Genomic DNA, 24833 nt, shown 5'->3' with positions numbered 1-24833 from the left:
CACTAAGCGGAACCGGGAGTAATCACCATTGCCCTACCGGGCCAGTGCTGTGGAAAGGAGTCGGCGAGTTGTTCAGCCGCATCGCCATCGTGAACCGGGGAGAGGCCGCTATGCGCCTCATCCATGCCGCCCGAGATCTGGCCGCGGAGACCGGAATACCGATCGAAACCGTCGCTCTGCACACCGATGTCGACCGTAATGCGACATTCGTGCGCGAGGCTGACATCGCCTACGACCTGGGTCCGGCCTCCGCCCGCCCGTATCTCGATCTGAAGGTGCTCGAGCGCGCCCTGCTCGCAACCGGAGCCGATTCCGCTTGGGTCGGTTGGGGTTTCGTCGCAGAGGACCCGGCATTCGCGGAGCTGTGCGAGCAGATCGGCGTCACCTTCATCGGGCCCAGCCCGGACGCCATGCGCAAGCTCGGCGACAAGATCGGCGCGAAGCTGATCGCCGAGGAAGTCGGTGTGCCGGTCGCGCCGTGGAGCCGCGGGGCGGTCGAGACCGCCGACGACGCCCTGTCGGCCGCGGCCGATATCGGTTATCCGCTCATGCTGAAGGCCACCGCCGGCGGCGGCGGGCGCGGCATCCGGATGGTGTCGAACGACGCCGAACTTGTCGATGCCTATGAACGCACTCGTCAGGAAGCCGCGCGTGCCTTCGGCAGTGGTGTGGTCTTCCTGGAGCGTCTGGTCACGGGCGCCCGGCACGTCGAGGTCCAGGTGATCGCCGACAGTCACGGGACCGCGTGGGCGCTGGGTGTGCGCGACTGCTCGGTGCAGCGGCGCAATCAGAAGGTCATCGAGGAGTCGGCCTCACCGGTGCTGAGCCCCGAGCAGGCAGCCGAGCTCAAGGCCTCGGCCGAGCGGCTCGCGGTTGCGGTCGGGTACTGCGGCGCGGCGACCGTCGAATTCCTCTACCACCCGGGTGAGCGGCTTTTCGCCTTCCTCGAGGTGAACACCCGCCTGCAGGTGGAACATCCGATCACCGAGTCCACCACCGGTTTCGATCTGGTGCGGGCGCAGCTGCTGGTGGCCTCCGGCGGCCGGCTCGAGGGCGAGCCCCCGGCCGAGCGCGGCCACGCCATCGAGGCTCGGCTCAATGCCGAAGACCCCGATCGCGACTTCGCGCCCGCCCCGGGCCGCATCGCGCGACTGGACCTGCCGGCCGGACCCGGAATTCGCGTGGATACCGGTGTCAGCGAGGGCGATACGATTCCCGCCGACTTCGACTCGATGATCGCCAAGATCATTGCCTACGGCCGTAACCGCGACGAGGCGCTGGGCCGGTTGCGCCGGGCCGTGGCGCAGACCCGCGTGGTCATCGAGGGTGGCGCCACGAACAAGAGCTTTGTGCTCGACCTGCTGATCCAGCCCGAGGTGATCGACGGCAGCGCCGACACCGGCTGGATCGACCGCGTGCGCGGTGAGGGCCGGCTGGTCTCGCACCTCAACTCCACGGTCGCCTTGGCCGCCGCCGCGATCGATGCCTATGAAGAGGAAGAGCGGGTCGAGCGAAACCGGTTGCTGTCCACGGCTTCCGGCGGACGCCCGCAGGTGCAGCACGAGAGTGGCCGCCCGCGCGATCTCAAGCTGCGCGGCGCCGGCTACCGGGTGCGCGTCGCGCGCATCGGTGCGCACCGGTTCCGTATCGCGGTCGAGGCGGGCAGCGATATTCGCACCGCCGATGTCGATCTCGAGCGTTTCGATCACCACACCGGGCAGATCGTCGTCAACGGCACCCGGTACCGATTGACGACCGGCACGCACGGCCCGATTCACGTGGTCGATGTCGACGGTGTCACCCATCGCATCAGTCGTGACGAGGGCGGTGTGGTTCGCTCACCGGCTCCCGCGCTGGTGGTCGCCACGCCGCTGGAGATCGGCGCCGAGGTCGAGGCGGGCGCGCCGCTGCTGGTGCTCGAGAGCATGAAGATGGAAACGGTGCTGCGCGCGCCGTTCCGGGCGCGATTGAAGGAATGCACTGTTTCCGTCGGCTCCCAGGTGGAGACCGGCGCGCCGCTGATGCGGCTGGAGCCGCTCGCCGATGACGACGCGGAGGCCGCGGCGGTCACGGTGGGCGAGCTGGATCTGCCCGTCGAATTCACGGCGGTGCTGCCGCACGAGCGGCTGGCCCGCGGTCAGCAGGACCTGCGCGGCATGCTGCTCGGCTTCGATGTCGATCCGCACGACGAGCGCCGGGTGGTCGAGGACTACCTGGTCTCGCGCCGGGAAGCCATCCTGGACAACCGCCGGCCGCTGGCCGAGGAGCTCGAACTCATCGAGGTGTTCGCCGATCTCGCCGAGCTGACGCACAACCGCTCGTGGGACGAGGACGGCGGTCACAGCCACGTCCACAGTGCCCGTGAGCATTTCCACACCTATTTGCAGAGCCTCGATGTCGAGCGGGCCGGGCTGCCGGAGACCTACCGGGCCAAGCTCGCCAAGGCGCTCGGGCACTACGGCGTCACCGATCTGGATCGGACTCCCGATCTCGAAGGCGCGGTCTTCCGTATCTTCCTGGCCCAGCAGCGTCCGGCCGACACCATCACGGTGATCACCACGCTCCTGCGTGAGTGGCTGCGCGAGTCGGTGCCGGACCGTGCGCTGCGCGAGCCGGCCGGTCTGGCGCTGGAGCGCCTGGTGGCGGCGACGCAGGTGCGCTTCCCCGCGATCGCGGACCTCACCCGCGGCGTGGTGTACGCCTGGTACGGCCAGCCGCTGTTGCGGCGCAACCGTGCTCGCGTCTACACCAATGTCCGCAAGTACCTGCGCCACCTCGATACGCATCCGGATACCCCCGATCGCGCCGAGCACATCTCCGATATGGTGCGCAGCACCGAGCCGCTGGTGCGACTGCTGGGCCAGCGGCTGGTGCGCGGCCATGCCGACAACACGGCCATGCTGGAGGTGCTGACCCGCCGGTACTACGGCAACAAGGGGCTGGTCGATGTTCGCACCCATGAGGCGGACGACTGCACCTTCGTCATCGCCGAGCGCCGGGGTCTGACCCTGGTATCGGCCGCGGTGAGTTTCGACGCGCTCGACACCGTGCTGCGCGGTCTGAGCGAATTGGCCAGTGGCGCTGCCTCTATCGAAGCCGATATCTATCTCAGCTGGGAGAAGCAGCCCGAGGACTTCGACGCCATGGCGGCGGCCCTGCAGGAAGCGCTCAATGCGCAACCGCTGCCGCACCAGGTGCACCGGATCACCGCCACGGTCGCGGGCAGCGGCGGTGCGGTCATGCACCACCACTTCACGTTCCGCCCGTCCGCTACCGGTCTGGCCGAGGAGCGGCTGATCCGCGGTCTGCACCCGTACATCGCGCAGCGGATGCAGATGAAGCGGCTGCACAAGTTCGACCTCACTCGGCTGCCGTCCTCGGATGACGAGGAGATCTACCTGTTCCGGTGTGTGGCAAAGGAAAACCCGTCGGACGAGCGACTCGTCGCGTTCGCGCAGGTACGTGACCTGGCGGCACTGCGGGAGCACGACGGCCGGTTGCTCGCGCTGCCGACCGCCGAGATCACCATCGCCACCTGCCTCGATTCGATCCGCCGGGCGCAGACCCTGCGGCCGTCGGCAAAACGCCTGCACACCAACCGCATTGTCATGTACATCTGGCCGCCGGTCGATATCACCCGCGCCGAGCTGGAGACGATCGCCGCCCGCGTGCAGCCGACCACCGCAGGCGCGGGGTTGGAGGAGATCCTGATCATTGCGCGGCATCGGGATCCGAAGACCGATGAGCTGAAGAAGGTCGCGGTGCGCGTCCTCTTCGGCGCCACCGGCGGCACCGAGGTCATTATCGGTGAGCGGTCCGATGATCCGGTGGAGCCGCTGGACGAGTACCGGCAGAAGGTGCTGCGGGCCAGCAGCCGCAATACCGTGTACCCCTACGAATTGACCGGCATGCTCGGCGATTTCGCCGAGTACGACCTCGACGCGAACCACGCGCTGGTGCCCGTGGACCGGCCCAAGGGCCGGAACAAGGCCGCGATCGTGGCGGGTGTGGTCAGCACGCCGACCACGCAGTATCCGGAGGGTGTCACCCGCGTGGTGCTGCTCGGTGATCCGACAAAATCGCTTGGCGCACTGTCGGAACCGGAATGCCGCCGGGTGATCGGCGCACTGGATCTGGCCGAGCGGATGCAGGTGCCGCTGGAGTGGTTCGCACTGTCCTCCGGCGCCCGGATCTCGATGGAGTCGGGCACCGAGAATATGGACTGGGTGGCCGCGGCGCTCAAGCGGATCGTCGAGTTCACCCAGGACGGCGGCGAGATCAATATTGTCGTCGCGGGCATCAATGTCGGTGCGCAGCCGTACTGGAACGCCGAGGCGACCATGCTCATGCACACCAAGGGCATTCTGGTCATGACACCGGATTCGGCGATGGTGCTCACCGGCAAGCAGGCGCTGGACTTCTCCGGTGGTGTGTCGGCCGAGGACAATTTCGGTATCGGCGGCTACGACCGGGTGATGGGTCCCAATGGCCAGGCGCAGTATTGGGCGCCGGACCTGCAGGCCGCGCGGGATGTGCTGATGGCGCACTACGACCACACCTATGTGGCGCCGGGCGAGCAGTCGCCGCGGCGGGCGCAGACCACTGACCCGATCGACCGCGACGTCTCCGACTACCCGCATGTGGTGGCGGACAGCGATTTCACCACCGTCGGGGAGATCTTCTCCGCCGCCGCGAATCCGGATCGCAAGAAGCCCTTCGATATTCGAACGGTGATGCGGGCGGTGTCGGATCAGGACCACCCGGTGCTGGAGCGCTGGGCGGGTATGGCCGATGCCGAGACCGCCGTGGTGCAGGACGCGCACCTGGGCGGTATTCCGGTGTGCCTGCTGGGTATCGAGTCGCGGGGGGTGCCGCGCCGCGGCTTCCCGTCCACCGACGGGCCGGATACCTATACGGCCGGCACGTTCTTCCCGAGGTCGTCGAAGAAGGCCGCGCGGGCGATCAACGCTGCCAGTGGCAATCGGCCGCTGGTCGTGCTGGCGAACCTGTCCGGCTTCGACGGTTCGCCGGAGTCCATGCGGAAGTTGCAGCTCGAGTACGGCGCCGAGATCGGCCGTGCGATCGTGAACTTCCAAGGGCCCATTGTGTTCTGCGTGATCTCCCGGTATCACGGTGGCGCGTTCGTCGTGTTCTCGAAGGCGCTGAACCCGAATATGACGGTGCTGGCGATCGAAGGATCGTTCGCCTCGGTGCTCGGTGGGGCTCCCGCTGCGGCAGTGGTGTTCTCGAATGAGGTCAATGCACGCACGGCCGCGGATGCGCGGGTGCGGGACCTGGAGGAGCGCGCCGCGAATTCCACCGGCATGGATCGCGCGGCTCTGATCGCGGAACGCGACGAGATCCGGGCCTCGGTGCGCGTGGAGAAGCTCGGTGATGTCGCAGCGGAATTCGACCGCGTGCACAATATTCCGCGTGCCGTCGAGGTCGGTTCGGTCGATGCCATCGTCCGCGCCGCCGAACTGCGCCCCCGCATCATCGAGGCTATCGAGGTGCGGCTGCGGTAATACTTCCGATCTCCTGATCGGCGGTGCTTCTCAGCTGTGTATTCCCCTGCGCCCCAGAGCTTTCCGAGTTTCGGTCAGGTCTGGGGCGCAGGGCGTTCGGCGGTGCCCTCGTAGCCGAGTCCTGCCGATGCGCGACGAAAAGCACCTGGTGAGGGCACACTGAGTGGGGCATCGTATGCTTCCAGCGCAGATAGTTCGCTGGTGATTTGCGTTGTCGAGGTGAAGTATCAGTGCTCGGGGAAATGGGAATCCACGGGAAGGAGGGCCACCAATGGGGGTGGACCCGCACCACCAGACGGAGATCGACCGGATGTCGGCCCGAATCGCCAGCATCCTCGACTGGATGAATCTGGAACCGCTGGAGTGGAGCCTGCACACCGAACCAGCCGACGAATGCGGCCTCGGCATCCTCACCGAGGCCCTCGGCGCAGTCCCCGCCGACTACGACTCGGTCGCCGCCGAACTCCTAGCCCTCCAATGGGCCGACGCCCTCAACCTCACCGAACAGCCCGCCATCACCGGCCGCCGCGAATTCTCCAGATACTGCGACCAATCCGACGACATGCCCGTCGACCGCATCCGAATCTGGTGCAATTCGATCCTCTCCCAAGACCTCTGAGCCGCACCCTGTCATTGAGTCCACGGCGTACTCGATCCGTTAGGTGGAGATGAGTTTTACGTCGCTGACGAGCCAGCGGCCGTCGGGTTGTTCTGCTGCGGTTACTACCGAGGCGGTGAGGGAGACTGCCGAGGTGGGGGTGAGGTCGGTTGTGGTGGATTGTTTTACGTAGCCGAAGCCGGCGGCCTTGGTCGCTGAGTTCGTGCCGCCCTGTGCTGCGGTGGAACCGGCATCTCATCTTTTCGGGTGTAGTACGTGGCGGCCGTTGCGAGACGATATCTGCCAGAAGACGATTCAGCAGGCGAATCGATTGAATCCAAGGCCTGCAACCCATTTGTGTCGGACTTGCGTGAAAGGTGTTCTGTGCGGCGTACCTGGATCAAGTGGACGCTTGCTCAATAACCTGGGTTCGAATCGATATAGAACTTTGATAGCGACAAGGTTGCCGCACAAGGGATTTTGTCGGAATCGTCCGCTACAGTGCGCAATTGGATTGCATCCCAGGTCATTTCCCCCGCGTCATCCTGCGGTACCCCTCGCGCTACATCCTTTGAGCCTGGAGGTCGAATGACTGCTGGTCCGTTCGCGCCTGGAACCAAAACCGTCGCACAGGTACTGGCGCATACCCGGGAACTGGTGGAACCAGCGCATCGCGCCGCGGTGGACCGGCTGCCCGAATCCTTGCGGCACATCGCCGGGTATCACGCCGGCTGGTGGAATGCCGACGGCACCGCCTGCGCGGAAACGGGCAAGGCGGTGCGACCGGCGTTGGTGCTGGCTGCTGCGCGGGCGGTCGGCGGCTCACTGGGCGATCTGCTCGTAGAGGCTGCGGTGCCTGCCGCGGTGGCTGTCGAACTCGTGCACGACTTTTCGCTGCTGCACGACGACGTCATGGACCACGACCTGACCCGCAGGCACCGCCCGTCGGCATGGTCGGTATTCGGCGTCGGCCAGGCGATTCTGGCCGGTGATGCCCTGCAGGCGTTATCGATTGACGTGCTGGCCGAACTGGCGACGCCGGGTCCCGCATTGCGCGTACTCACCGCGACGGTGCTGGAACTGTGTGCCGGCCAGTCCGCCGATATCTCGTTCGAGGGCCGCACCGACGTCACCCTGGACGAATGCCTGACCATGGCGGCGGGCAAAACCGCTGCGCTGCTGGGCTGTGCGTGCGAACTCGGTGCGATCGCGGTCGGCGCGGCACCGCGGCAGATCGGTGAGATGCGCTCCTTCGGAAGGCATCTCGGCACCGCCTTCCAACTGGTGGATGATCTGCTCGGCATCTGGGGTGACCCGAAGGCGACCGGAAAGCCCGTCGGTTCGGATCTGCGCAGTCACAAGAAGTCGCTCCCGGTCATGGCGGCGCTGTCGTCCGGCACAGCGGCCGGTGCGCAACTCGGCCGCCTGTACTACCGCGACGAGCCGGTGGACGATCCCGCGGTCGTTCGTTTCACCGAGCTGATCGAGCGGGCGGGTGCGCGCAGATGGGCGAGCGTCGAGGCGGAGCGTGAGATTGCCGCCGCGCTGGCGTGCCTGCAACGCGCGGGCGCGGATTCCGAAGGCGCTCAGGATCTGCGCCTGCTCGCGGATCTGATTACGCACCGCAATCACTGAGTGCCGGTCTACGGCGCTTTTAAAGCAGACCGAGTGGTTCGGATCACACTGCCTGCGGTTGCCAGCAGATATCTGGAGTCATATGGTTGGGCCGTTGCGAGACGCCATGGTTCCGTATTATTTCGGCTCGGCCGCACCTCGACCCTCGGTCAGAAGGGACAGCGCATCATGAATGCGACGGACCCGATTTTCTCCCTTCGACCCGGGCGATTTATGCCCGGCATCATTCGAACCGAGAACCGAATGGGTCAGTTGCTGATCGAGGCGAACGATGACCTGCGCGCGCCGCTGACCGAGATCGGCGACCTCGTCGATCGGTATCGGCAGGGCGCGGAATCCGACGGCGATCTGGTGATCGACCGGATCGCGCAGGAGTCGGTGCGCATGCGCCGGATGCTCGACGAGTTACTGACCCTCACTAGAATGGATGTGCTGTATCCATTCGAGTGGCAGCCCGTGGATATGGGCGTCCTGGCCGATCTGGTGCTGCGCGACGTCCATGTCCCGGAGGCGCATAATCGCCTGGCGGCGTTGACAATCGAGGGTTCCGATGCCATCGAGGTGGTGGGGGACCGAATCCGCCTCCGGCTGGCACTGTCGAACCTGATCGCGTGCGCGGTGGCCGCCGCTGAGCCAGGCGCCGCGTTCTCGGTGCGAATCATTGCCGACGACCGCGTGGTTCGTGTCGAAGTCACGACGAATGGTCCGGCGACTACGGCGGACAGGGTTGATGCCGGCCTGGGGCTGGCCGTGGTTCAGTCGATAGTCGCCGAGCACGCCGGTGCGGTGTGGGTTGATCAGGAGCCCGGTCGCAGTGGCACTTTCACTGTCGAACTGCCCCGAGCCGTCACACCGTGCGGCGCTGGAACTCCCGGTGGTATTCGTCCATGATTTCGGTCAGCCACTGACCGATCTTGCGATAGCTGTCCTCGGCGAGATTGGCCAGTGACACCCGTACCGACCATTCGGGTCCGCCGAATCCGCCACCATTGAGCAACACCACCGACCCCTGCTCGGCCAATCGGAATACCGGGTCGACAGGCTCGTACGCGGTTTGCAACCACTCGGCGAACCCGTCGCTCCACCGCTGTTTCACCCAGAAGATGAGATCGACCTCGGCGTAGTAGTTGGCGGCGTTCGGATCGACCGGTATCGGTATACCGAAACCGTCGCACAGCGCCTTCAGCCTGCGGGCGACGATCGTCTCGCAGTCCTTGCGGTGCTGGAAGTTGGTGTCCAGCAGATCTGCTAGCGCGAACAGCGCCATCTGCACCTGCTGCGGTGTAGACAATCCCGCAGTGTGGTTGAGCGCCACATCTCGTGAGTCGGCGACCATGCGATCGATGAAGGTGAGCCGCGCCGGGTCCACAGCGATTGCGGAGTATCGCTGTGCCAGCCGATCCCTTTCCGCCTCGGGCAAGGCCGCGAGTCGCCTGTCGAAGACATTGTCCTTCGCGACGGCGATGACCCCCAACCGCCAGCCGGTGCACCCGAAATACTTGCTGAACGAATACACGCCGATGGTGTTGGCGGCTGCGATGGACATCAATGATCGAAAGCCCTCGACGAAGGTCCCGTACACATCATCGGTAATGATCGTGAGGTTCGGATTCTCGTGCTCGGCGATTGCCGCAACGCGCTCGATCGTGCTGTGGTCCAACATCACCGAGGGCGGGTTCGACGGATTGACCAGGAACAGCGCCTTGATCGCAGGATCGGTCAGCTTCTCGATTTCCGCGGCGGGGTACTGCCAGGTGTGCACACCTGTACTGGTCTCGGTGACTGCTTCCAGTTCGACAACATCGAAATGGAAGCGATCCAGCTGGGGAATCTCCAGGTACGGCGTGAAGATCGGCGTCATGATCGCGATCCGATCACCCGGCGACAGCAGGCCGTTGAGCACACAGCTGTCGAACAGATAGCACATGGCCGCGGTGCCACCCTCGGTGGCGAACAGATCCCAGCCGCCTTCCGGCGCTCCGCCCATGGCGAGATCCAGATAGTCGTGCACGACCCGCTCGATACGGGTCAGCATGCGGTCCGGAAGCGGGTAGTGGTCGCCATGGATGGCATCGGCGAGCTCGCCCACCCAGGAATCCGCGTCGAAACCCAGCCGGGTGACGCCGTATTCGACGGCGCCACGCAGCAGTGCCACGGCGGGGCTCTCCTGGTGCGCGGTGAGGAATCGGTCGAGTCGACCGGCGCTGCCGTCCTGCTGCGGCATACCGGCGAGCTCGGCGAATTCGCTCCAATCCCGTCTGGCCTCGGTGACTGCGAACTGCCCGAGCAGATAGAACGCCTCTCGCGGAACGAGGGAGGTCCAATTCGGATTTCCGCGTCCCGCATCGATCATCGAGTGTGCGGTCTTCTTCAGGGTGTCATCGGCCAGATCGATGAGCTCGTTCTTCAGTTCGAACGGACTGAGCCGCTCATACCTCTTCTCGGTGGCACGGTCGACGCCCGCATCGTCGGCGCTCATCGTCAAACCTCCGTCTGGTCGATCCCGAATCCGATGCTCACCGTTGCGCACGGCGGATTCCCGAGCAGCACGACACGCCGTACCGCATATTTCGAGACGGACCGGGGGGTCGTTCAGATGAGTGCCCGCAGCATGCCCTCCGGTTCGATGCCCATCGAGGTCAGGGCGTCGGAATGGTAGATCGATCCCGGAATGTGAATGGCGTGCTGCAAGCCCACGTGCGCGTCCCGCCAGAAGCGTTGCAGCACATGACCCTTGCGCACGGCATTGCCACCGGACCGGGCGAAGATCTCGTCGACCGCCGCTACCGCGCGCCAGGCGGAGCGAACTTGGTTGCGGCGCACCACGGATCGATCCGCGAAGGTGATCGGCGAGCCCGCGTCGGCCAGATCGTAGAGCCGGCTGATGCCGTCCAGCAGCTGGGCTCGCGATGCCGCGATCTCGGAGGCCGCCTCCGAGATGGCGTACAGCACGTACGGATCATCCTTGATCGCGGTGCCCATGGCGGTGATCCGGCCGCGCTGATAGTCCAGATGCGCGGCCAGCGCACCCTCCGCGATACCGATGACCGCCGCGGTGATGCCGAGCGGGAACATGGCCCAGAACGGCAGCCGGTACACGGTTTCGGTGCGCCCGGCCCGGTCGGCGGCAATGGTCCCGGAGGCGACCTCCTCCGAATCGATGGTGCGATACGCGGGGATGAACGCACCGTCGACGATCACATCCTTGCTGCCGGTGCCGCACAGTCCGATGACATCCCAGGAGTCGTCGACAATGGTGTAGTCCGCGCGCGGCAGCACCACGTGCATGGTCCGGGGCGGCATCACGGGCTTACCCTCGGCGTCGCCGACCAAGGCGCCCAGGAAGATCCAGTCGCAGTGGTCGGTCCCGGAGGAGAAACTCCACCGGCCCTTCAGGATGTAACCGCCGTCGGCTGGCGTGGCGATACCCTGCGGCGCATAGGGCGAGGCGATCCAGGTATCCGGATCCGCGCCCCAAACCTCCTCCTGCAGACGGCGATCCATGAGCGCCATCTCCCACGGATGCACTCCGCCAACACCGCATACCCATCCCGTCGACCCGCAGGCCGCGGATACCGCCATGACCGCCTCGGCGAAGTCCCTCGGATGCGCCGCGAATCCGCCGAAGTCGGTGGGCTGCAGCATGCGCATCACCCCGGCCTGCCGGATCAGCGCGACACTCTTATCGGAGAGCTTGCCCGCCTGCTCGGTCTCCGCCGCGGTCTCCGCCAACTGCCCGGAAATCTCTGCCACCCGATGAACAACGCTGTGCGACATGCCCGCACCTCCGAACCACTAGCGAGAACCAACCCCGCCAAGCGGCGAGGTGCCTCTCGAAGTTAACGGTGACCGCCCTCACAGCGGATGGTCGTCCCACTGATCGGTGCGATGGATGGTGATGCGGCCGCTGTTCCAGTACTCTCTACACCCCTCAGCCGAGGACGAATCCGCCGCTGGGATTGGTGTGGTGGGTGTCCTCGACACCGTGCAGCATGGCCGCCATGGCTTGCAGCACTTGACCGAGAGCGGTGACGGCGGCGTTCTCCGCCGGATCGGTGGACCAGGATTCGGTCATGACAGCCCTTTCAGGGTGGTGGGTGTGCGGAGGTGGTGGTCGGTCAGGCGCTGATAGGCATCGCCGGCCCGCAGCACGGTGGCTTCGGCGAAGGGTCTGCCGCTGAGGGACATCGAGAGCGGTGTGTGCTCGCTCGACAAGCCGATCGGGACGGCGAGGGTCGGATTGCCGAGCGGATTCCAGTACGGAGTGTGCAGGGAGGCAAGCACATTCAGCGGTTGCATCTGGTCGATGGCGGACAGCGGCGGGGCGCCGAGGTGGCCGGTCGGAGTGAGGACGAGGTCGACCTCGGTGAACAGTTCGGCCATCTGCTGCTGGGCGATGCGCCGAACCCGCTGGGCCTGAATGTAATCCGAGGCGCTGAGCGCATCTCCGGCGGCGAGGATGATGCGGGTGCCGCGACCGTAGTCGGTCCAGCGGGTACGCAGGTCGTCCCGATGGTAGGTGTGCGCCTCGGCGAGCATGACCACGACATCGATCGCGGTCACCTCCGGATACATCGGGATCTCCACCGGAACGATGGTTGCTCCGGCCTCGCGCAGCGCGTCGAGCGCCTCGGTGAACAGTTGCGGCTGGGCCGGGTCGATGCCCGCATTGGCGTAGCGGTCGAGATCGTCTACGCCGATGGTGATTCCGCGCAGATCGCCGGTGAGTGCACCGGAGTAATCGTCGACTGCGACGGACGAGCTGTACGGGTCGGCGGCCTCGTGCCCGGCGATCACCGAGAGCAGCAGGGCGCAATCCGCCGCCGAACGAGCCATCGGCCCGACATGGTCGAGGGTATAACCCAGGGGGACAACACCCGATTTGGGCACCCGGCCGAAGGTGGGCTTCAAACCGGTGATTCCGTTGAACGCGGCGGGAATTCGGATACTGCCCGCGGTATCGGTGCCGATGGCGCCCAGGAACAGGCCCGCCGCCACGCCGCTGCCGGATCCGGAACTGGAACCGCCGGCCCAGCGTTCGGGGTCCCAGGCATTGCGCGGCACCGGGAACGGCTTCTCCGGATCGGGAACACCGATCGCGAATTCCATGGTGGTGGTCTTGCCGGTGACAATCGCCCCGGCCTGTTCCAACCGGGATACCACGGCGCAGTCGCCGGTGGCGGTACCCCATTCCGGCGCGAGCACAAGACTCTGCGCGGTGGTGGAAGCATGGGCGTGGGCGAGAATATCCTTGACGCCCAACGGTATTCCGTCCAGCGGCGCTAATTCCTGACCGGCTGCGATCTTGGCGTCGACGTGTTCGGCTTGCGCTCGCGCGCGTTCGTCGAATCGGGCCAGGAAGACGCCGAGGGTGCTGTCGACTGCGTCGGCGGTGGCAAGGGCCTGGCCGACCAACTCGACCGCGGATACCGCGCCGGATCGAAGTGCGGCGGCAGCGTCGATGAGAGTCGAAAAGGCAACGGGGACTGTTGTTGTCATGATTATTCCTCGGTCAGCGGGGGAGCGTGCCGGTCAGATCGATGCGTGGGATCGCGCCGATGCGCAGTTGCATTTCGCTGCGGCAGGTGCCCAGCGCGTAGTCGATCGCCTGGCCGTCGCGATCGCGAATGGTCTGTTCCATCAGCAGCACCGGCTCGCCGGGCAGCACATGCAGCAGTGCCGCCGCATACTCGTCGGCCAGCGCCGCCTGCAGGCCCACATCGAAGGACGTGAAGTTGATGCCGCCCGCGTGCAGCAGTGAGTAGAAGTCGTCCCGGAATGTGCTCAGATCGACTCGAGCTGCTTCGGGAGTGCGTAAGTAGTTGGTGAACAGGGCCATCGGCCGCTGATCGAGCAGCAGGACGTACTCGATGCACAGGCAATCGTCGCCGAGGGCGATACCGTCGAGATGGTCGGCGATCACCTGTGGCGCCGGAACCCACGCCCAGTGCAGCAGTCGCGGCGAGATACGTCCCAGCGCGAGGTGCTCCTCGAGCGAACGGCCTTCCGGTGGAAGCGCTCCCGAGACGAGGCGTTCGGCGCGGACCGGTACGGTGCCCACTCCGCGCCGTCGCTCGATGAGTCCGTCATTGCGCAGCAGGTCCAGTGCCTCGCGGACGACATCACGCGAGGCCTGGTACTGATTCATCAGTTCGGCCTCGCTCGGCAGTTTGCCCGAGCCGAAGGTGCCGTCGCGCAGGGCGGCGCGCAGCAGATCGTGCAACCGCCGGGCAAGCAGCTGTGCGGAGCCCGGGAGACACTCCTGCACCTGAACGCGGAATCGGGTGCGTTCCAGTGCGAGATCGTTGCTGTCGACTCGGCTGGGCCGCTGGTCACTGGGCTGCATGTCTGTACTGTGCCCGCGCGGCATGTTACGCGACAAGGAGTTGGCGTTAATCTCCAGTTACGCGGGCATCCGAGCCGAATCGGGCGCTGTGACCTGGGGATTTGCCCGGCAGCGCGCTGGTTTCGCGGTGCCGGGCGGTCAGCGTCGGGTGAGCGGCGGGCGCAGGCCGAGGTGTTCGCGGAGCGTGGTGCCCGCATAGGCGGTGGGATAGGAGCCGCGTTCCTGCAGTTCCGGAACCAGCCAGTCGACAATGTCGTCCAAGCCGGTCGGCACCAGATACGGAGTGATATTGAAGCCGTGGCTCGCACCGTGCCGCACCCAGTGGGTCAGCTCATCCGCGACCTGTCCGGGAGTGCCCGCGAAACCGAAGCGCGCGGTGGTCTCGATGGCCACCTGACGCAGGCTGAGGCCGCGCGATTCGGCCAGTGCGCGCCATTGCCCGGCAATGGCGACCGGGTCCTGGCCGTCGCGCTGGGAGCCGCGAGTACCCGAAATCACCGACTGCTCAGGGTCTTCCGCAGGAAGCGGGCCGTCGGGATCCAGGTGCGAGAGGTCTTTGCCCCAGACCTGACCGACCAGTGACAACGCGGTCGCACCGGTGATCTGCTGCTCGAGTACCCAGCGCTTCTTCTCCTCGACCTCCGATTCCCGTTCGGCCAGCACGATCTGGGTGCCCGGCAGAATGCGAATATCGTCGGCCGGGCGGCCCGCCGCGACCAGTCGGGCCCGAATATCGTCGGCGAATTCGCGGGCCGGGTCGAAGTTGGTTCCGAAGGGGGAGAAGATGACTTCGGCATGGCCTGCCGCGAAATCGCGGCCCTGCGGGGAGACGCCGGCCTGGAAGATCACCGGATGACCCTGCGGACTGCGCGGCAGGGTGGGCGTGATGGCAACCTGGAAATGCTCGGTATCGCGCTCCACAGCCTGCACCGCGCCCGGTGTCAGCCAGGACGAGCTGCGCCGGGACGGGGCAATCGCCTTGTCGGACCAGGAATCCCAGATCTCGCGGGCGATCGTCAGGAATTCGGTGGCGCGCTCGTAGCGGTGCGCGTGGTCGAGAAAGCCGCCGCGCCGGAAGTTCTCGCCGGTCCACGCATTGTCGGTGGTGACGACATTCCAGCCCGCCCGGCCTTCGGAGAGCAGATCGAGCCCGGACAGTCGCCGCGCCAGGTCTGCGGGCTCGTTGTAGGTGGTGTTCTGCGTGGCTACCAGGCCGATTCGATCGGTGATCCCCGCCAGCGCCGCCAGTTGGGCGATCGCGTCCGGGCGTCCCGCGATATCGGTGTCGAGCAATTGCCCGTCCTGTTCGCGCAGGCGCAGGCCCTCACCGAGGAAGAAGGCGTCGAAGAGCCCGCGCTCGGCGGTGGTGGCCACCCGGCGGAAGGTCTCGAAGTCGATCTGCGAGCCGCTGCTCGGATCGGACCAGACGGTGCTGTGGTTGACGCCCTGGAAGAAGACTCCGAAATGCACTCGGGCATCGGGGAACGGGACCTCGGTCATCGCGTGAGCTCCTTGGCGTAACGGTCGGCAGGCCGGGACAGTCCGAGATTCGCGCGGAGCGTCGAACCGGGAACGGGGCGGTGTGCGATGCCCGCACGCAGCAGGGCGGGCAGGACGTAGCGGGCGAGAACGGTGAGGTCCTCGTCGAGGACCGCGGGGTGCAGGCGGACGCCGTCGGCATGTGCGGAAAGATCGGTCAGCAAGGCGACGAGGTTGTCGGGACTGCCCGAAAAGTGCAGCCGTTCGGGGTGATTCGGGAGGGCGTCGGCGCCGAGATCGGCGAGTCGCTCTGCCGCGGTCTCGGTGGGTGTATCCAGCGCGACCGTCAGATCGACGAGCCCGCGCGCCGCGCCGGACTCCCTCGCGCGCTGTACCGCCGCCACCGCATCCGGCGTGTGCGCCCCACTGACCAGCGCCACATCGATACCGGATTGCGCTGTGCCGTAACCGAATACCACCACCTGACCCTGTGGTGGGCGCGGCACGATGGACGGCCCCTTCACCGAGAATGTCTCTCCGATGAAATCGATGTGGTGCAGCCGATCCCGGTTCAGGAACTTGCCGGCGGCATAGTCCCGGACCACCGCGTCGTCTTCCCACGAGTCCCACAGCCGCCGTGCGACCTCGACGGAATCGTCACGCTCGCGCCGAATTTCGGTTTCGGTGACCCGCGGCGTCGCACCCCAGGTGCGCGCGGTCTCCGGGTCATCGGCGGCCAGCCAGCCCGCGCGGCCTCGTGAGGCGTAGTCCAAAGTCGCCAGCTGCGAGGAGATATGGAACGGTTCGGCATACGTGGCGGCGACAACGGGCACCAGCCCGAGGGTGCTGGTGGTGGCCGCCACGAACGAGGCGCGGCCGATCGCGTCGATCCGGCCCGCGATCTCACCGGCGGGGACGATGGAATCGTCGAAGGTCGCGAAGGTGAATCCCGCGTTCTCGGCCGCGGCCACCTGCGCGCGCAGCCTGCGCGGACTGAGGAACCGGGTGGGTTCGTGCCCGGCGCGACGCCACGCTCTCGGGTGGTATCCCTCGCCGTCGAGCTCGATTCCCAACGCGAACAGGCTCTTCCGGACTGCGCTTTCGCTGGCCATAAGTTCGACGATCGTCGAACTTGGCGGCCGCCGCCACGGTTGGCGTCAGCGTGATCCGAACCCTGTGGGATACGGCCCGGTCAGCTGTGCGCGGTGGCGAACTTGGCCGCGATCTCCTGTGCGGTCACCTTCGCCAGCTCGACGAAGAACGGCACTCGTTCGGGAATCATCAGCGTGGTCGGACCGCGCAGCCCGAGCGCGAAGCGGCACGGGGCGGCGCTGTCGCGGGGATCGAGGATGGGCAGCCCGATGGTGCGGAACCCGGGATCGAGTTCCTCGTCGTTGTAGGCGTATCCGCGTTCGCGGGTGGTGATCAGTTCGCGGCGGAGTTCGGCGGGTCCGGAGACGGATCGCTCGGTGCCTTCTTCATAAGGAAGGCTGCGCAATTCGTCATCGGTGGTCGCCGACCAGGCGAGCAGCGCCTTGCCGAGGGCGCTCGCGTGCAGGGGCAATCGCACGCCCTGTAGTGCGTGGCCGTCGGTTTCCCGCCAGTGGCTGGTGCCGAGCAGTACGGCGTGGATATTGTGCCGCGTCGCCACCGACGCACTGGCTCCGGTGGTGTTCGCGAGCTGTTCGAGATGCGGCTCCGCCAGATAGATGCGGTGCTGGCGGTAGGCGATCTGCCCGTACTCGGCGAGCGCGCCGCCCATGCGGTAGCGGCTGGAAACGGTGTCCTTCTCCAGAAAGCCGGCCTGCACCAGTGCGGCCAGCAGACGATGGGTGGTGCTGACGGCGAGCCCCTGCTGCCGTGCGATCTCCGAGACGCCGCGCTCCTCGCCCCCTCGGAAACAGTCCAGGACGGACAGGGCGCGGGCGACGGTCTGTACGCCGGAAGCTTCCACAGGGCCGACGCTAACACAGCGGCGGACCCGCAGCGGCTGTTGAGCTTTCCGATAGATGGAAAGCTATTCGCCGAGCGGGCCAATAGCAGGGTTTATCGCGCTGTCAAGCCTTCCAATCCACGGAAAGCATTACCTGGCCGTCACCCCACCGTCGTCCCTACTCTGCGGAGGCATTGATCGACAATCCGGAACAGGAGCCTCCACGATGTCCCGCAGGCGAGCCCTCATGCGTATCGCAATCGCGATCGTCCCCATCGCCGCACTCGTCGCCGGGTGTAGCTCCGGTTCCGGTGGTGGCGGCAATTCGTCCATCGTGCTCAAGGTGGTCGACCCGGGCAACGAGGGGCCGATCGCGGTCGGAAAGCGGGACGGCACCTTCGATGCCGCGCTCGCTCCGCTCGGCGTGAAGATCCAATGGGTGCCCACCACACCGGGTTTCAGCTCCATGCTGAAGTTGTTCAATACCAAGGAACTTGACGTGTCCGGGGCGGCCTTCAGCCCGGTGGTCGGCGCGTTGTCCAAGGATGTCGGCGTTCGGATCGTGGCGGTGCAGGACCCGGCCGGTCAGGATCAGAGCGGCATTATCGCCTCGCCGGGCTCCGGGATTCACTCGGTCGCCGATCTGGTTGGTAAGCGGGTAGCGGTGAATCCTGCCGCCAAGGGCGAGTACATCCTGCTCGAGGCGTTGGCGCAGGCGGGCATTCCGGCCGACAAGGTGACGCGAGTTCCGTTGCAGCAGAAGGATGCCGCGTCCGCCTTCGCTTCCGGGAAGATCGACGCCTGGGCGTCGTTCCTGATTCCGTACCAGGAGGCCAAGGCCAACGGCGGCGTCGAGATCGCGACCGAGAAGAGCATCGGCTCGAAGGACAATAGCGTCGTGGTGTTCCGCACCGAGGTGCTGGACCAGCATCCCGAGATCGCGGCCAAGTATCTCGAAGTGCTGCAGGGACTTACAGCCAAGCAGCGGGCCAATCCGGCCGACTTCGAGAACGTCTTCGAGAAGACCGGCCCGACCGCGCTCTCCGGTGCGCGGCTGGCGGATGCCGTGCGTGTCGGTAGTGAGGCGACCGTGCCGCGACTGCCGTCCGCCGCCGATGCGACGGATCTGGGCGATGTGGTGAATACGTTCTTCGGCAATGGTGTCATCACCCGCCAGATCACCGCCGGCGATATCTTCTACGACCTGAAGGCCAAGCTGACGCCGGAGCAACTGGCGGCGGTCAAGGTGGGCAGCTGATATGGCAGTGATCTCGGGAGTGGTCACCGACCCCGTGCGCGCTGAGCCCGTCCTCACCGATCCGGTCCTGGCCCCGCCCCGTAGCCGGGTCGAACGGCGCAGGCCCGCATGGCTTTCCGTACCGCTGCGATTCCTACTGCCCGCGCTGATCTTCGCCGCCTGGTGGATCGCCTCGGCGACCGGCACGGTCTCGCCGCAGGTTCTCGCCGGACCGCCCAAGGTGTGGACGGCCTTCACCGAGTTGGCCTCCAGCGGTCAACTGGTGGACTTCGCGATGGCCTCACTTGTTCGCGCGGCCGCCGGGGTCGGAATCGGGGTTACCGCCGGGCTGGTGCTCGGCCTGCTGGCCGGATTGGCCAGTCTCGGTGAGGAATTGGTCGATTCGACCATGCAGATTGTGCGGGCCGTGCCCTTCCTGGCGCTGGCGCCGCTGTTCATCGCCTGGTTCGGCATCGACGAGCTGTACAAGGTGCTGCTGATCGCGGTCGCCACCATCGCGCCGATGTACGCCTATACCTATCTCGGGGTCCGCAATGTGGATCGCAAAATGGTCGAGGCGGCACGGAGTTTCGGCTTGCGCGGGCCGCGGCTGGTGCTCGAGGTGATCCTGCCATCGGCGCTGCCGGGCATTCTGATGGCGCTGCGCGTGTGCTTGTCCATCAGCATTACCGGGCTCATCGCGGCCGAACAGGTCGGTACCCGGGAGGGTGTCGGCTACCTGGTGACCCTGGCGCAGGAGTACAACCGCACCGACTACATGGTGCTGTGCGTGGTGCTCTACGCGGTGCTGGGCTTGATCTTCGATGTTGTGGTGCGGGTCATCGAGAAGTTCTCGATGCCGTGGCGCAAGCAGGTGGCGATTCGATGACCACCGCCGTATCGATCACCGGGCTGCGGAAGTCGTTCGGCGACAAGACCGTTCTCGACAGTGTCGATCTCACCATTCATAGCGGTGAGTTCGTGGTGCTGCTGGGGCCCAGCGGCACCGGTAAGACGACACTGCTGCGCCTGCTCACCGGACTCGAAGTCCCGGATGCGGGGGAGGTGCTGGTGCCGGCGCGGCGCACCACCGTCTATCAGGAGCCGCGTCTCATCCCGTCGAAGCGGGTGCTGGCCAATGTTGTTGTCGGCCAACGTCATTCTCGCGAGAATCGTGAAGCGGGGCTGCGGGCGCTTGCCGAGGTGAATCTCGACGGCAAGGCCCGGCAGTGGCCTGCCACCCTCTCGGGCGGTGAGGCGCAGCGCGCAGCCCTGGCCCGCGCGCTGGTCCGTGAACCCGAATTGCTGCTGCTGGACGAGCCTTTCGCGGCGCTGGACGCACTCACGCGATTGCAGATGCAGGACCTCGTGGGTGACCTGGTCGCCCGGCACCGTCCGGCGGTGCTGATGGTGACTCACGATGTCGACGAGGCAATTCGCCTGGCCGACCGGGTGCTGATTCTCGACCGTGGTCGCTTCGCCGTCGATGTCACCATCGATCTCCCGCATCCCCGGGACCGCGCAGCGGCCGAAACCATCCGCTACCGAACCGAATTCCTCGATCAGCTCGGCGTCCACTGAGACCGGCCGCTGACACCTTCGCCTCATCAGGAGCGCTCATGACCGAAACCCTTTGGTACACCCGCTGCCCCGTCCCCACGGCCAGCGGTCTCGCGAACAGCCTCGGCTGGCTGGGTGAGACCGCCAGTGCGGCCGGGCTGGAGTTCGGTGTCCTGCAGGACACCGGGCCGGAACTGGCCGCGCACCACTTTCTGCACGATCTGTCCGGCCTGGTCCGGGAGGGCGGCAATGTGCCCGCACTCGCGGCTCGCGCGCAGGGCTCACCGACCCGGCTGATCGGACTGACCTGGATCGACGAGGCGCAGGCCATTCTCGTCGGACCCGATGCGGAGGTCGCCGGTCCGGCCGAACTCGCCGGGCTGCGCGTGGGAATCCCCGCGTGGGCACAGGATCAGGCCCGCAGCTTTCCACGCGCGATGGCACTGCACGGTTTTTCCAGCGCGCTGCGACTCGGCGGGCTCACCCTCGCCGATGTGACCGCCGTGGAGGTCGGTACCGAGCGGAACCCGCAGGTGCGCACCCAAGCCCGCGCCGAGGGCCGCATCACGACGTGGGGCGTCGAGGAACTGCTGCGCGGTGAGGTGGACGCCATCTACGTCAAGGGCGCACGGGCACAGGAGGTCGCGCGGGAGCACGGGCTCCGGGTCGCGGTGGATCTGGACGCTACCGAGAGCAAGCGGCTGCGGGTCAACAATGGCACTCCGCGCCCCATTACCGTGCACGCGGACCTGCTGGAGTCGCGACCCGAGGTCGTGATCGGATTCCTCGCGCAGAGCTTGCGCGCGGCCGATTGGGCAGCGGGCAATCTCGATGCTGTCCGTGAGGTGCTGCAGCGCGAAACTCTTTCCGGGCCCGAAGGGGTCGTTGCGGCCTATGGCGAGAACTTCCACAAGGACCTGCATCCGTCACTGTCGGATGAACGCGTCGAGCTGATCGGGATCCAGCAGCAGTTCCTGTACACCCACGGATTCCTGGCCACAGGCTTCGATCTCGAATCCTGGGTCGCCCGTGAACCTTTGGAACGGGCTCGTGAGCTCGTCGAGTCGGGGAAGGCGCCGGCGTGACCGAGTTCCTGTGGCGGCTGCCCACCCAGGGTGATGGCAGGCATGCCGGGCCGGCGGCGCGTAATCGCGGCGGTTTCGGTGGGCCATCGCGGGTCACCCCGGCCACCGATGTGCGGCCGGGGCAGTTCGGGCCGTTCGATGACCTGCACCAGATCGTCAATGCCGCAGAGCTTTCCGGACTCGACGGCGTGCTGGCTCCCTATGATCCGCTCGGCGAGGAATCGTGGATCGTGGCGGGCGGGGCCCTGCGCGCCACCCGGCACGCTCGAGTGATCGTCGAATTCCAGCCTGCCTTCGGGACTCCGGTCTATGCGGCGAAGGTATCGGCGACGTTGCAGCAGATTTCCCGGGGGAGGTTGTCGTGGCGGATCGCTGTGGAGACCGGCGAAGCCGATGCCCGCGCGCGGGGCGATCGGGTCACCGGCGACGAGCGCTACGCACGCGCCGCGGAGTTTCTGACCGTGGCGCGGGGCGTGTGGAACGAAACGCCTGTCCCCGGAGCAGGATTCAAGGGCACCGGCTTCGAATTCGACGGCGAACACTATGACGTGATCGACGGTGGCTTCCGCGGCATTCTGTCCGGGCTGCCGTTCCCCACGGTGTATCTCTCCGGCACTTCGGCGCAGGCGCTGGAACTCTCGGCTCGGCACGGTGACGTTCACGTGTTCACCGAAACACCGGACGGCATCACGGCATCGGTGACAGAGCTGCGTGAACGTGCGGTGGCTGCGGGCCGGACCGTGCGGGCGGGGCTCGAGATCCCGATCATAGCCAGGGAAACCGAGCAGGAAGCGTGGGCGCGAGCGCACCGCCAGTGGCGCGAGGTGCACCCAGAAGACCCTTCGAACGCCTTGGATCTCGGCGACGGCCGCTGGGCGGGATTCGCCGAGCTCGGCTACTCCCAGCCGGTGGGTCTGGTCGGGAGCTATGAGCAAGTGGCGCAGCGGCTCTCGGCCTACATCGACGCCGGAATCGAATCCTTCGTGCTCGTCGGTCACCCGCATATCGAGGAAGTACACCGCACCGGCGAACACCTGCTGTATCTCGTCGACCCGGCCGGGCGCACCCTGGCCGCCCAGGAGGCCACGGCATGACCATCGATATCTACTGGCGCATCGGCATGGAGGGCGACCACGCGTCGCTGCGCACCCCGCGCCGTGCCAACCGCGGCCATGCAGGCGGTTACGGCCCCGGCAATATCGCCCCGGCCATCCGTGACGGCGAACTCGACGGGTACGGCTATATCGACCATATGGCCGCTGTCGCAAAGGCTTCGGAGTCTGCGGGATTTCTCGGCGGTTTGCTGCCGTCGTTCCCGGTCACCGACGACCCGTGGGCGGTGGCCGCCGCGCTGGCGCGGGAAACCACCACCTACCGGTTCATGGTCGCGTTCCAGCCCGGCTTCCTGCATCCGGTGCAGGCGGCGCGCATGTCGGCGAGCCTGCAGCGGGCCACCGGGGGCAGGTTGGTCTACAACATCATCAGCGGGGGCGGCGGTCCTGCCCAATTGTGGTGGGGCGACAAGGTTTCCCACGATGACCGGTATGCGCGTACCAGTGAGTTCCTGGATGTGTTGCGCGGCGTGTGGGACGGCGAACCGTACGACTACGACGGCCGGTTCTTCCATACCGAAGGCGCGGCGCTCCCACCGGGATTGGCCGGTCAGCCGTTCCCCGAGGTGTACTTCTCCGGCTCGTCGGGTGCCGCCGTGCAGGCTGCGGGCCGCCACTCCGACTACTACCTGTCCTGGCTCGAACCCTATGCCGATCTGCGCGCGAAATTCGACGGTGTCCGTGCCCATGCCGAAACCTCGGGCCGCACACCGAAGTTCGCGGTGCGCATCGATATCGTCGCCCGGCACACCGAGGAAGCGGCCTGGGCGGAAATCGAAAAGGGCTGGGCCTTCGTCGACCGGGACGCCGCGAATCGGGCCGCCCAGGGCGACTCCGTCGGTGCGGCCCGTATCAAGGGCTGGGTGCCCGAAACCATCACCGGCTACCGCGATCTCGAAGTGCAGCCGAATATGTGGTGCGGCTTCAGCCTCATTCGCGGTGGCCCCGCCTTCGGCCTGGTCGGCAGTTACGAGCAGGTCGCCGAGCGCCTCGACGAACTGATCGACCTCGGCGTCGACGCCTTCATTCTCGCGGGCAACCCGCACCTCGAGGAGGCGTATCGAGTCGGCGAGGAGGTCCTGCCGCTACTGGGCCGCTCCCGGCTCACCGTGCCGACTTCCGAAGCAGCACTGTCCTTCTCCCGTTGACCCCCTCGATCCCAGGAGCATTCATGTCCCTTCGTGTCGGCTACTTCCCGCACAACAACTCCCTGTTCGTCCTGCGCCACCGTGGCATTCTGGAAACCCGGCTGCCCGATGTGGAATGGGTCGACCTGCGCGCCCTCCCGCAAACCGAGCGGGTCGACCCCAAGACGGGTTTGCCTTCGCTGCACTCGGATTGGCTGTTCACCGAGGGCGGTTACGACTTCATCGGCACCGGCTTCACCCCGCCGGTCACCGGTCTCGCGAACGGCCGCGACCTGGTCTACGTCGGCATCTCGGGCCCGCGCGTGGAGAACGGCCGCCTGGTCACCAAGTCCGACAGCGGAATTCGCACCGCCGCCGACCTGAAGGGCAAGCGCGTAGGCATCGCCCACGGCTCCTGGCAGACCACCCTCCTGCTCTTCGCCCTGGAGAAGGCCGGCCTCACCTGGTCCGACGTCGAGCCCATCGACACCGACGTCCGCGACGGCGGCGACGCCCTCCTGGCCGGCGACCTCGACGCCTGGGTCGGCGCCTACCCCGGCCTGACCGCCATCGAAGCAACCACCGACCTGCACACCCTGGTCGACACCGAATCCGTCTTCAGCCACCCGTCCCTATGGTTCACCCGCCGTGACGTAGCCGAAAACAACCGCCCCGCACTGGAAGCGATCATCGCGTCGCTGCAGGAATCCGACGCCTGGATCACCGCCAACCCCCGCGAAGCAGCCCAGTACTTCGTAGCCGACGTCATCGCCCGCGGCGGCAAGGCAGACCTCGACGCCTGGGAAGCCGCCCTCCGCGGCCGCCCCTTCGGCATCAACGCGGTCACCGAGGATTTCCTAGACGAACAACAGCACGCCGCGGACCTTCTGGCGGCGAATGGCCTACTGCCCCAGGTGATTCAAGTTCGCGACGCAGTCCTGCCCTGGATCGGCGAAGCAGTCGAGGCGACGAAGTCCGCCACGGCGGTCTGATCCACCGGGCAGAGGCAACGTTCTCACTGATCCCCGGTGGGATCCCGGTGGAGCGGATCGACCCAGTAAACGGTGTCCGGCCGCTCCACCGGCTCAATATCCAGATTCACGACAACAGCCTCACTCCCACTCCGCACGAGCACACACTCCAGCGGCTCATCCGTACTCGCATTGATCTCCTGATGCGGCACATACGGCGGCACG

19 protein-coding genes and 1 pseudogene are annotated in these 24833 nt (G+C 66.5%); 11 read left to right on the top strand and 9 right to left on the bottom strand.

The window, feature by feature from the left end:
* Positions 1-68: 68 nt before the first annotated feature.
* From JWN03_RS00530 to JWN03_RS00515, 4 genes are all read left to right on the top strand, one after another.
* Entirely contained in the window at positions 69-5525 is a 5457-nt protein-coding gene (locus JWN03_RS00530) for an ATP-binding protein (RefSeq protein ID WP_297607958.1), read from the top strand.
* Between the two features lie 271 nt (positions 5526-5796).
* Positions 5797-6144, top strand: coding sequence for a hypothetical protein (locus JWN03_RS00525; RefSeq protein WP_297607955.1), 348 nt, complete (start codon positions 5797-5799; stop codon positions 6142-6144).
* 567 nt (positions 6145-6711) lie between these two features.
* Positions 6712-7758 (top strand): polyprenyl synthetase family protein, encoded by a 1047-nt coding sequence (locus JWN03_RS00520; protein ID WP_297607953.1) that lies wholly within the window; start codon positions 6712-6714, stop codon positions 7756-7758.
* A gap of 243 nt (positions 7759-8001) precedes the next feature.
* Positions 8002-8649, top strand: coding sequence for a sensor histidine kinase (locus JWN03_RS00515; RefSeq protein WP_297607950.1), 648 nt, complete (start codon positions 8002-8004; stop codon positions 8647-8649).
* Here the strand turns inward: JWN03_RS00515 and JWN03_RS00510 are convergent.
* The 8 genes from JWN03_RS00510 to JWN03_RS00475 form a co-directional block, all read right to left on the bottom strand.
* A complete protein-coding gene (locus JWN03_RS00510) occupies positions 8606-10237 on the bottom strand; it encodes a bifunctional aspartate transaminase/aspartate 4-decarboxylase (protein ID WP_297607947.1) in 1632 nt (543 codons plus the stop codon). The genes JWN03_RS00515 and JWN03_RS00510 overlap by 44 nt on opposite strands.
* Before the next feature lie 113 nt (positions 10238-10350).
* On the bottom strand, positions 10351-11535 hold the full coding sequence (locus JWN03_RS00505) for a hydroxylase (protein ID WP_297607944.1): 1185 nt from the start codon (positions 11533-11535) through the stop codon (positions 10351-10353).
* Positions 11536-11689: 154 nt separating this feature from the next.
* On the bottom strand, positions 11690-11833 hold the full coding sequence (locus tag JWN03_RS00500; protein ID WP_297607941.1) for a hypothetical protein: 144 nt from the start codon (positions 11831-11833) through the stop codon (positions 11690-11692).
* Entirely contained in the window at positions 11830-13257 is a 1428-nt protein-coding gene (locus tag JWN03_RS00495; RefSeq protein WP_297607938.1) for an amidase, read from the bottom strand. The genes JWN03_RS00500 and JWN03_RS00495 overlap by 4 nt, the downstream gene beginning before the upstream one ends.
* A 13-nt stretch (positions 13258-13270) precedes the next feature.
* Complete coding sequence (locus JWN03_RS00490; protein WP_297607935.1) at positions 13271-14104, bottom strand: GntR family transcriptional regulator; 834 nt, start codon at positions 14102-14104, stop codon at positions 13271-13273.
* Positions 14105-14242: 138 nt separating this feature from the next.
* Positions 14243-15604 carry an NtaA/DmoA family FMN-dependent monooxygenase gene (locus tag JWN03_RS00485; RefSeq protein WP_297607932.1) on the bottom strand — a complete coding sequence of 454 codons (1362 nt, stop codon included), beginning with the start codon at positions 15602-15604 and terminating at the stop codon, positions 14243-14245.
* Positions 15601-16695 carry an LLM class flavin-dependent oxidoreductase gene (locus JWN03_RS00480; RefSeq protein WP_297607929.1) on the bottom strand — a complete coding sequence of 365 codons (1095 nt, stop codon included), beginning with the start codon at positions 16693-16695 and terminating at the stop codon, positions 15601-15603. Before JWN03_RS00480 ends, JWN03_RS00485 begins: the two co-directional genes overlap by 4 nt.
* Before the next feature lie 80 nt (positions 16696-16775).
* Positions 16776-17537 carry an IclR family transcriptional regulator gene (locus tag JWN03_RS00475; RefSeq protein ID WP_297607926.1) on the bottom strand — a complete coding sequence of 254 codons (762 nt, stop codon included), beginning with the start codon at positions 17535-17537 and terminating at the stop codon, positions 16776-16778.
* A gap of 205 nt (positions 17538-17742) precedes the next feature.
* Here JWN03_RS00475 and JWN03_RS00470 point away from each other — a divergent pair, with 205 nt between their 5' ends.
* The 7 genes from JWN03_RS00470 to JWN03_RS00440 are packed head-to-tail and all read left to right on the top strand — an operon-like array spanning position 17743 to position 24629.
* On the top strand, positions 17743-18774 hold the full coding sequence (locus tag JWN03_RS00470) for an NrtA/SsuA/CpmA family ABC transporter substrate-binding protein (protein ID WP_297607923.1): 1032 nt from the start codon (positions 17743-17745) through the stop codon (positions 18772-18774).
* 1 nt (position 18775) lies between these two features.
* Entirely contained in the window at positions 18776-19642 is an 867-nt protein-coding gene (locus tag JWN03_RS00465; RefSeq protein ID WP_297607921.1) for an ABC transporter permease, read from the top strand.
* The gene (locus JWN03_RS00460; protein WP_297607919.1) at positions 19639-20334 is read left to right on the top strand and encodes an ABC transporter ATP-binding protein; all 696 of its coding nucleotides are present in this window, start codon (positions 19639-19641) and stop codon (positions 20332-20334) included. Before JWN03_RS00465 ends, JWN03_RS00460 begins: the two co-directional genes overlap by 4 nt.
* Before the next feature lie 38 nt (positions 20335-20372).
* Entirely contained in the window at positions 20373-21398 is a 1026-nt protein-coding gene (locus tag JWN03_RS00455) for an ABC transporter substrate-binding protein (RefSeq protein WP_297607917.1), read from the top strand.
* On the top strand, positions 21395-22492 hold the full coding sequence (locus JWN03_RS00450; RefSeq protein ID WP_297607915.1) for an LLM class flavin-dependent oxidoreductase: 1098 nt from the start codon (positions 21395-21397) through the stop codon (positions 22490-22492). The genes JWN03_RS00455 and JWN03_RS00450 overlap by 4 nt, the downstream gene beginning before the upstream one ends.
* Positions 22489-23658 (top strand): LLM class flavin-dependent oxidoreductase, encoded by a 1170-nt coding sequence (locus JWN03_RS00445; RefSeq protein ID WP_297607912.1) that lies wholly within the window; start codon positions 22489-22491, stop codon positions 23656-23658. Before JWN03_RS00450 ends, JWN03_RS00445 begins: the two co-directional genes overlap by 4 nt.
* Positions 23659-23681: 23 nt before the next feature.
* A complete protein-coding gene (locus tag JWN03_RS00440) occupies positions 23682-24629 on the top strand; it encodes an ABC transporter substrate-binding protein (protein WP_297607909.1) in 948 nt (315 codons plus the stop codon).
* A 23-nt stretch (positions 24630-24652) separates the two neighbouring features.
* Here the strand turns inward: JWN03_RS00440 and JWN03_RS00435 are convergent.
* A pseudogene (locus tag JWN03_RS00435) lies at positions 24653-24833 on the bottom strand (cupin domain-containing protein); the annotation flags it as partial.

Source organism: Nocardia sp. (assembly GCF_025465275.1).
Taxonomy (GTDB): Bacteria; Actinomycetota; Actinomycetes; order Mycobacteriales; family Mycobacteriaceae; genus Nocardia.
This window is presented reverse-complemented; position numbering and strand designations above follow the sequence as displayed.

What these genes read in the sequence shown, in the direction of transcription:
- JWN03_RS00460 (WP_297607919.1), top strand. Translation starts at nt 19,639, where the DNA reads ATGACCACCGCCGTATCGATCACCGGGCTGCGGAAGTCGTTCGGCGAC.
- JWN03_RS00490 (WP_297607935.1), bottom strand. Translation starts at nt 14,104, where the DNA reads ATGCAGCCCAGTGACCAGCGGCCCAGCCGAGTCGACAGCAACGATCTC.
- JWN03_RS00515 (WP_297607950.1), top strand. Translation starts at nt 8,002, where the DNA reads ATGGGTCAGTTGCTGATCGAGGCGAACGATGACCTGCGCGCGCCGCTG.
- JWN03_RS00495 (WP_297607938.1), bottom strand. Translation starts at nt 13,257, where the DNA reads ATGACAACAACAGTCCCCGTTGCCTTTTCGACTCTCATCGACGCTGCC.
- JWN03_RS00505 (WP_297607944.1), bottom strand. Translation starts at nt 11,535, where the DNA reads ATGTCGCACAGCGTTGTTCATCGGGTGGCAGAGATTTCCGGGCAGTTG.
- JWN03_RS00465 (WP_297607921.1), top strand. Translation starts at nt 18,776, where the DNA reads ATGGCAGTGATCTCGGGAGTGGTCACCGACCCCGTGCGCGCTGAGCCC.
- JWN03_RS00525 (WP_297607955.1), top strand. Translation starts at nt 5,797, where the DNA reads ATGGGGGTGGACCCGCACCACCAGACGGAGATCGACCGGATGTCGGCC.
- JWN03_RS00520 (WP_297607953.1), top strand. Translation starts at nt 6,712, where the DNA reads ATGACTGCTGGTCCGTTCGCGCCTGGAACCAAAACCGTCGCACAGGTA.
- JWN03_RS00440 (WP_297607909.1), top strand. Translation starts at nt 23,682, where the DNA reads ATGTCCCTTCGTGTCGGCTACTTCCCGCACAACAACTCCCTGTTCGTC.
- JWN03_RS00470 (WP_297607923.1), top strand. Translation starts at nt 17,743, where the DNA reads ATGTCCCGCAGGCGAGCCCTCATGCGTATCGCAATCGCGATCGTCCCC.
- JWN03_RS00480 (WP_297607929.1), bottom strand. Translation starts at nt 16,695, where the DNA reads ATGGCCAGCGAAAGCGCAGTCCGGAAGAGCCTGTTCGCGTTGGGAATC.
- JWN03_RS00500 (WP_297607941.1), bottom strand. Translation starts at nt 11,833, where the DNA reads ATGACCGAATCCTGGTCCACCGATCCGGCGGAGAACGCCGCCGTCACC.
- JWN03_RS00455 (WP_297607917.1), top strand. Translation starts at nt 20,373, where the DNA reads ATGACCGAAACCCTTTGGTACACCCGCTGCCCCGTCCCCACGGCCAGC.
- JWN03_RS00445 (WP_297607912.1), top strand. Translation starts at nt 22,489, where the DNA reads ATGACCATCGATATCTACTGGCGCATCGGCATGGAGGGCGACCACGCG.
- JWN03_RS00510 (WP_297607947.1), bottom strand. Translation starts at nt 10,237, where the DNA reads ATGAGCGCCGACGATGCGGGCGTCGACCGTGCCACCGAGAAGAGGTAT.
- JWN03_RS00485 (WP_297607932.1), bottom strand. Translation starts at nt 15,604, where the DNA reads ATGACCGAGGTCCCGTTCCCCGATGCCCGAGTGCATTTCGGAGTCTTC.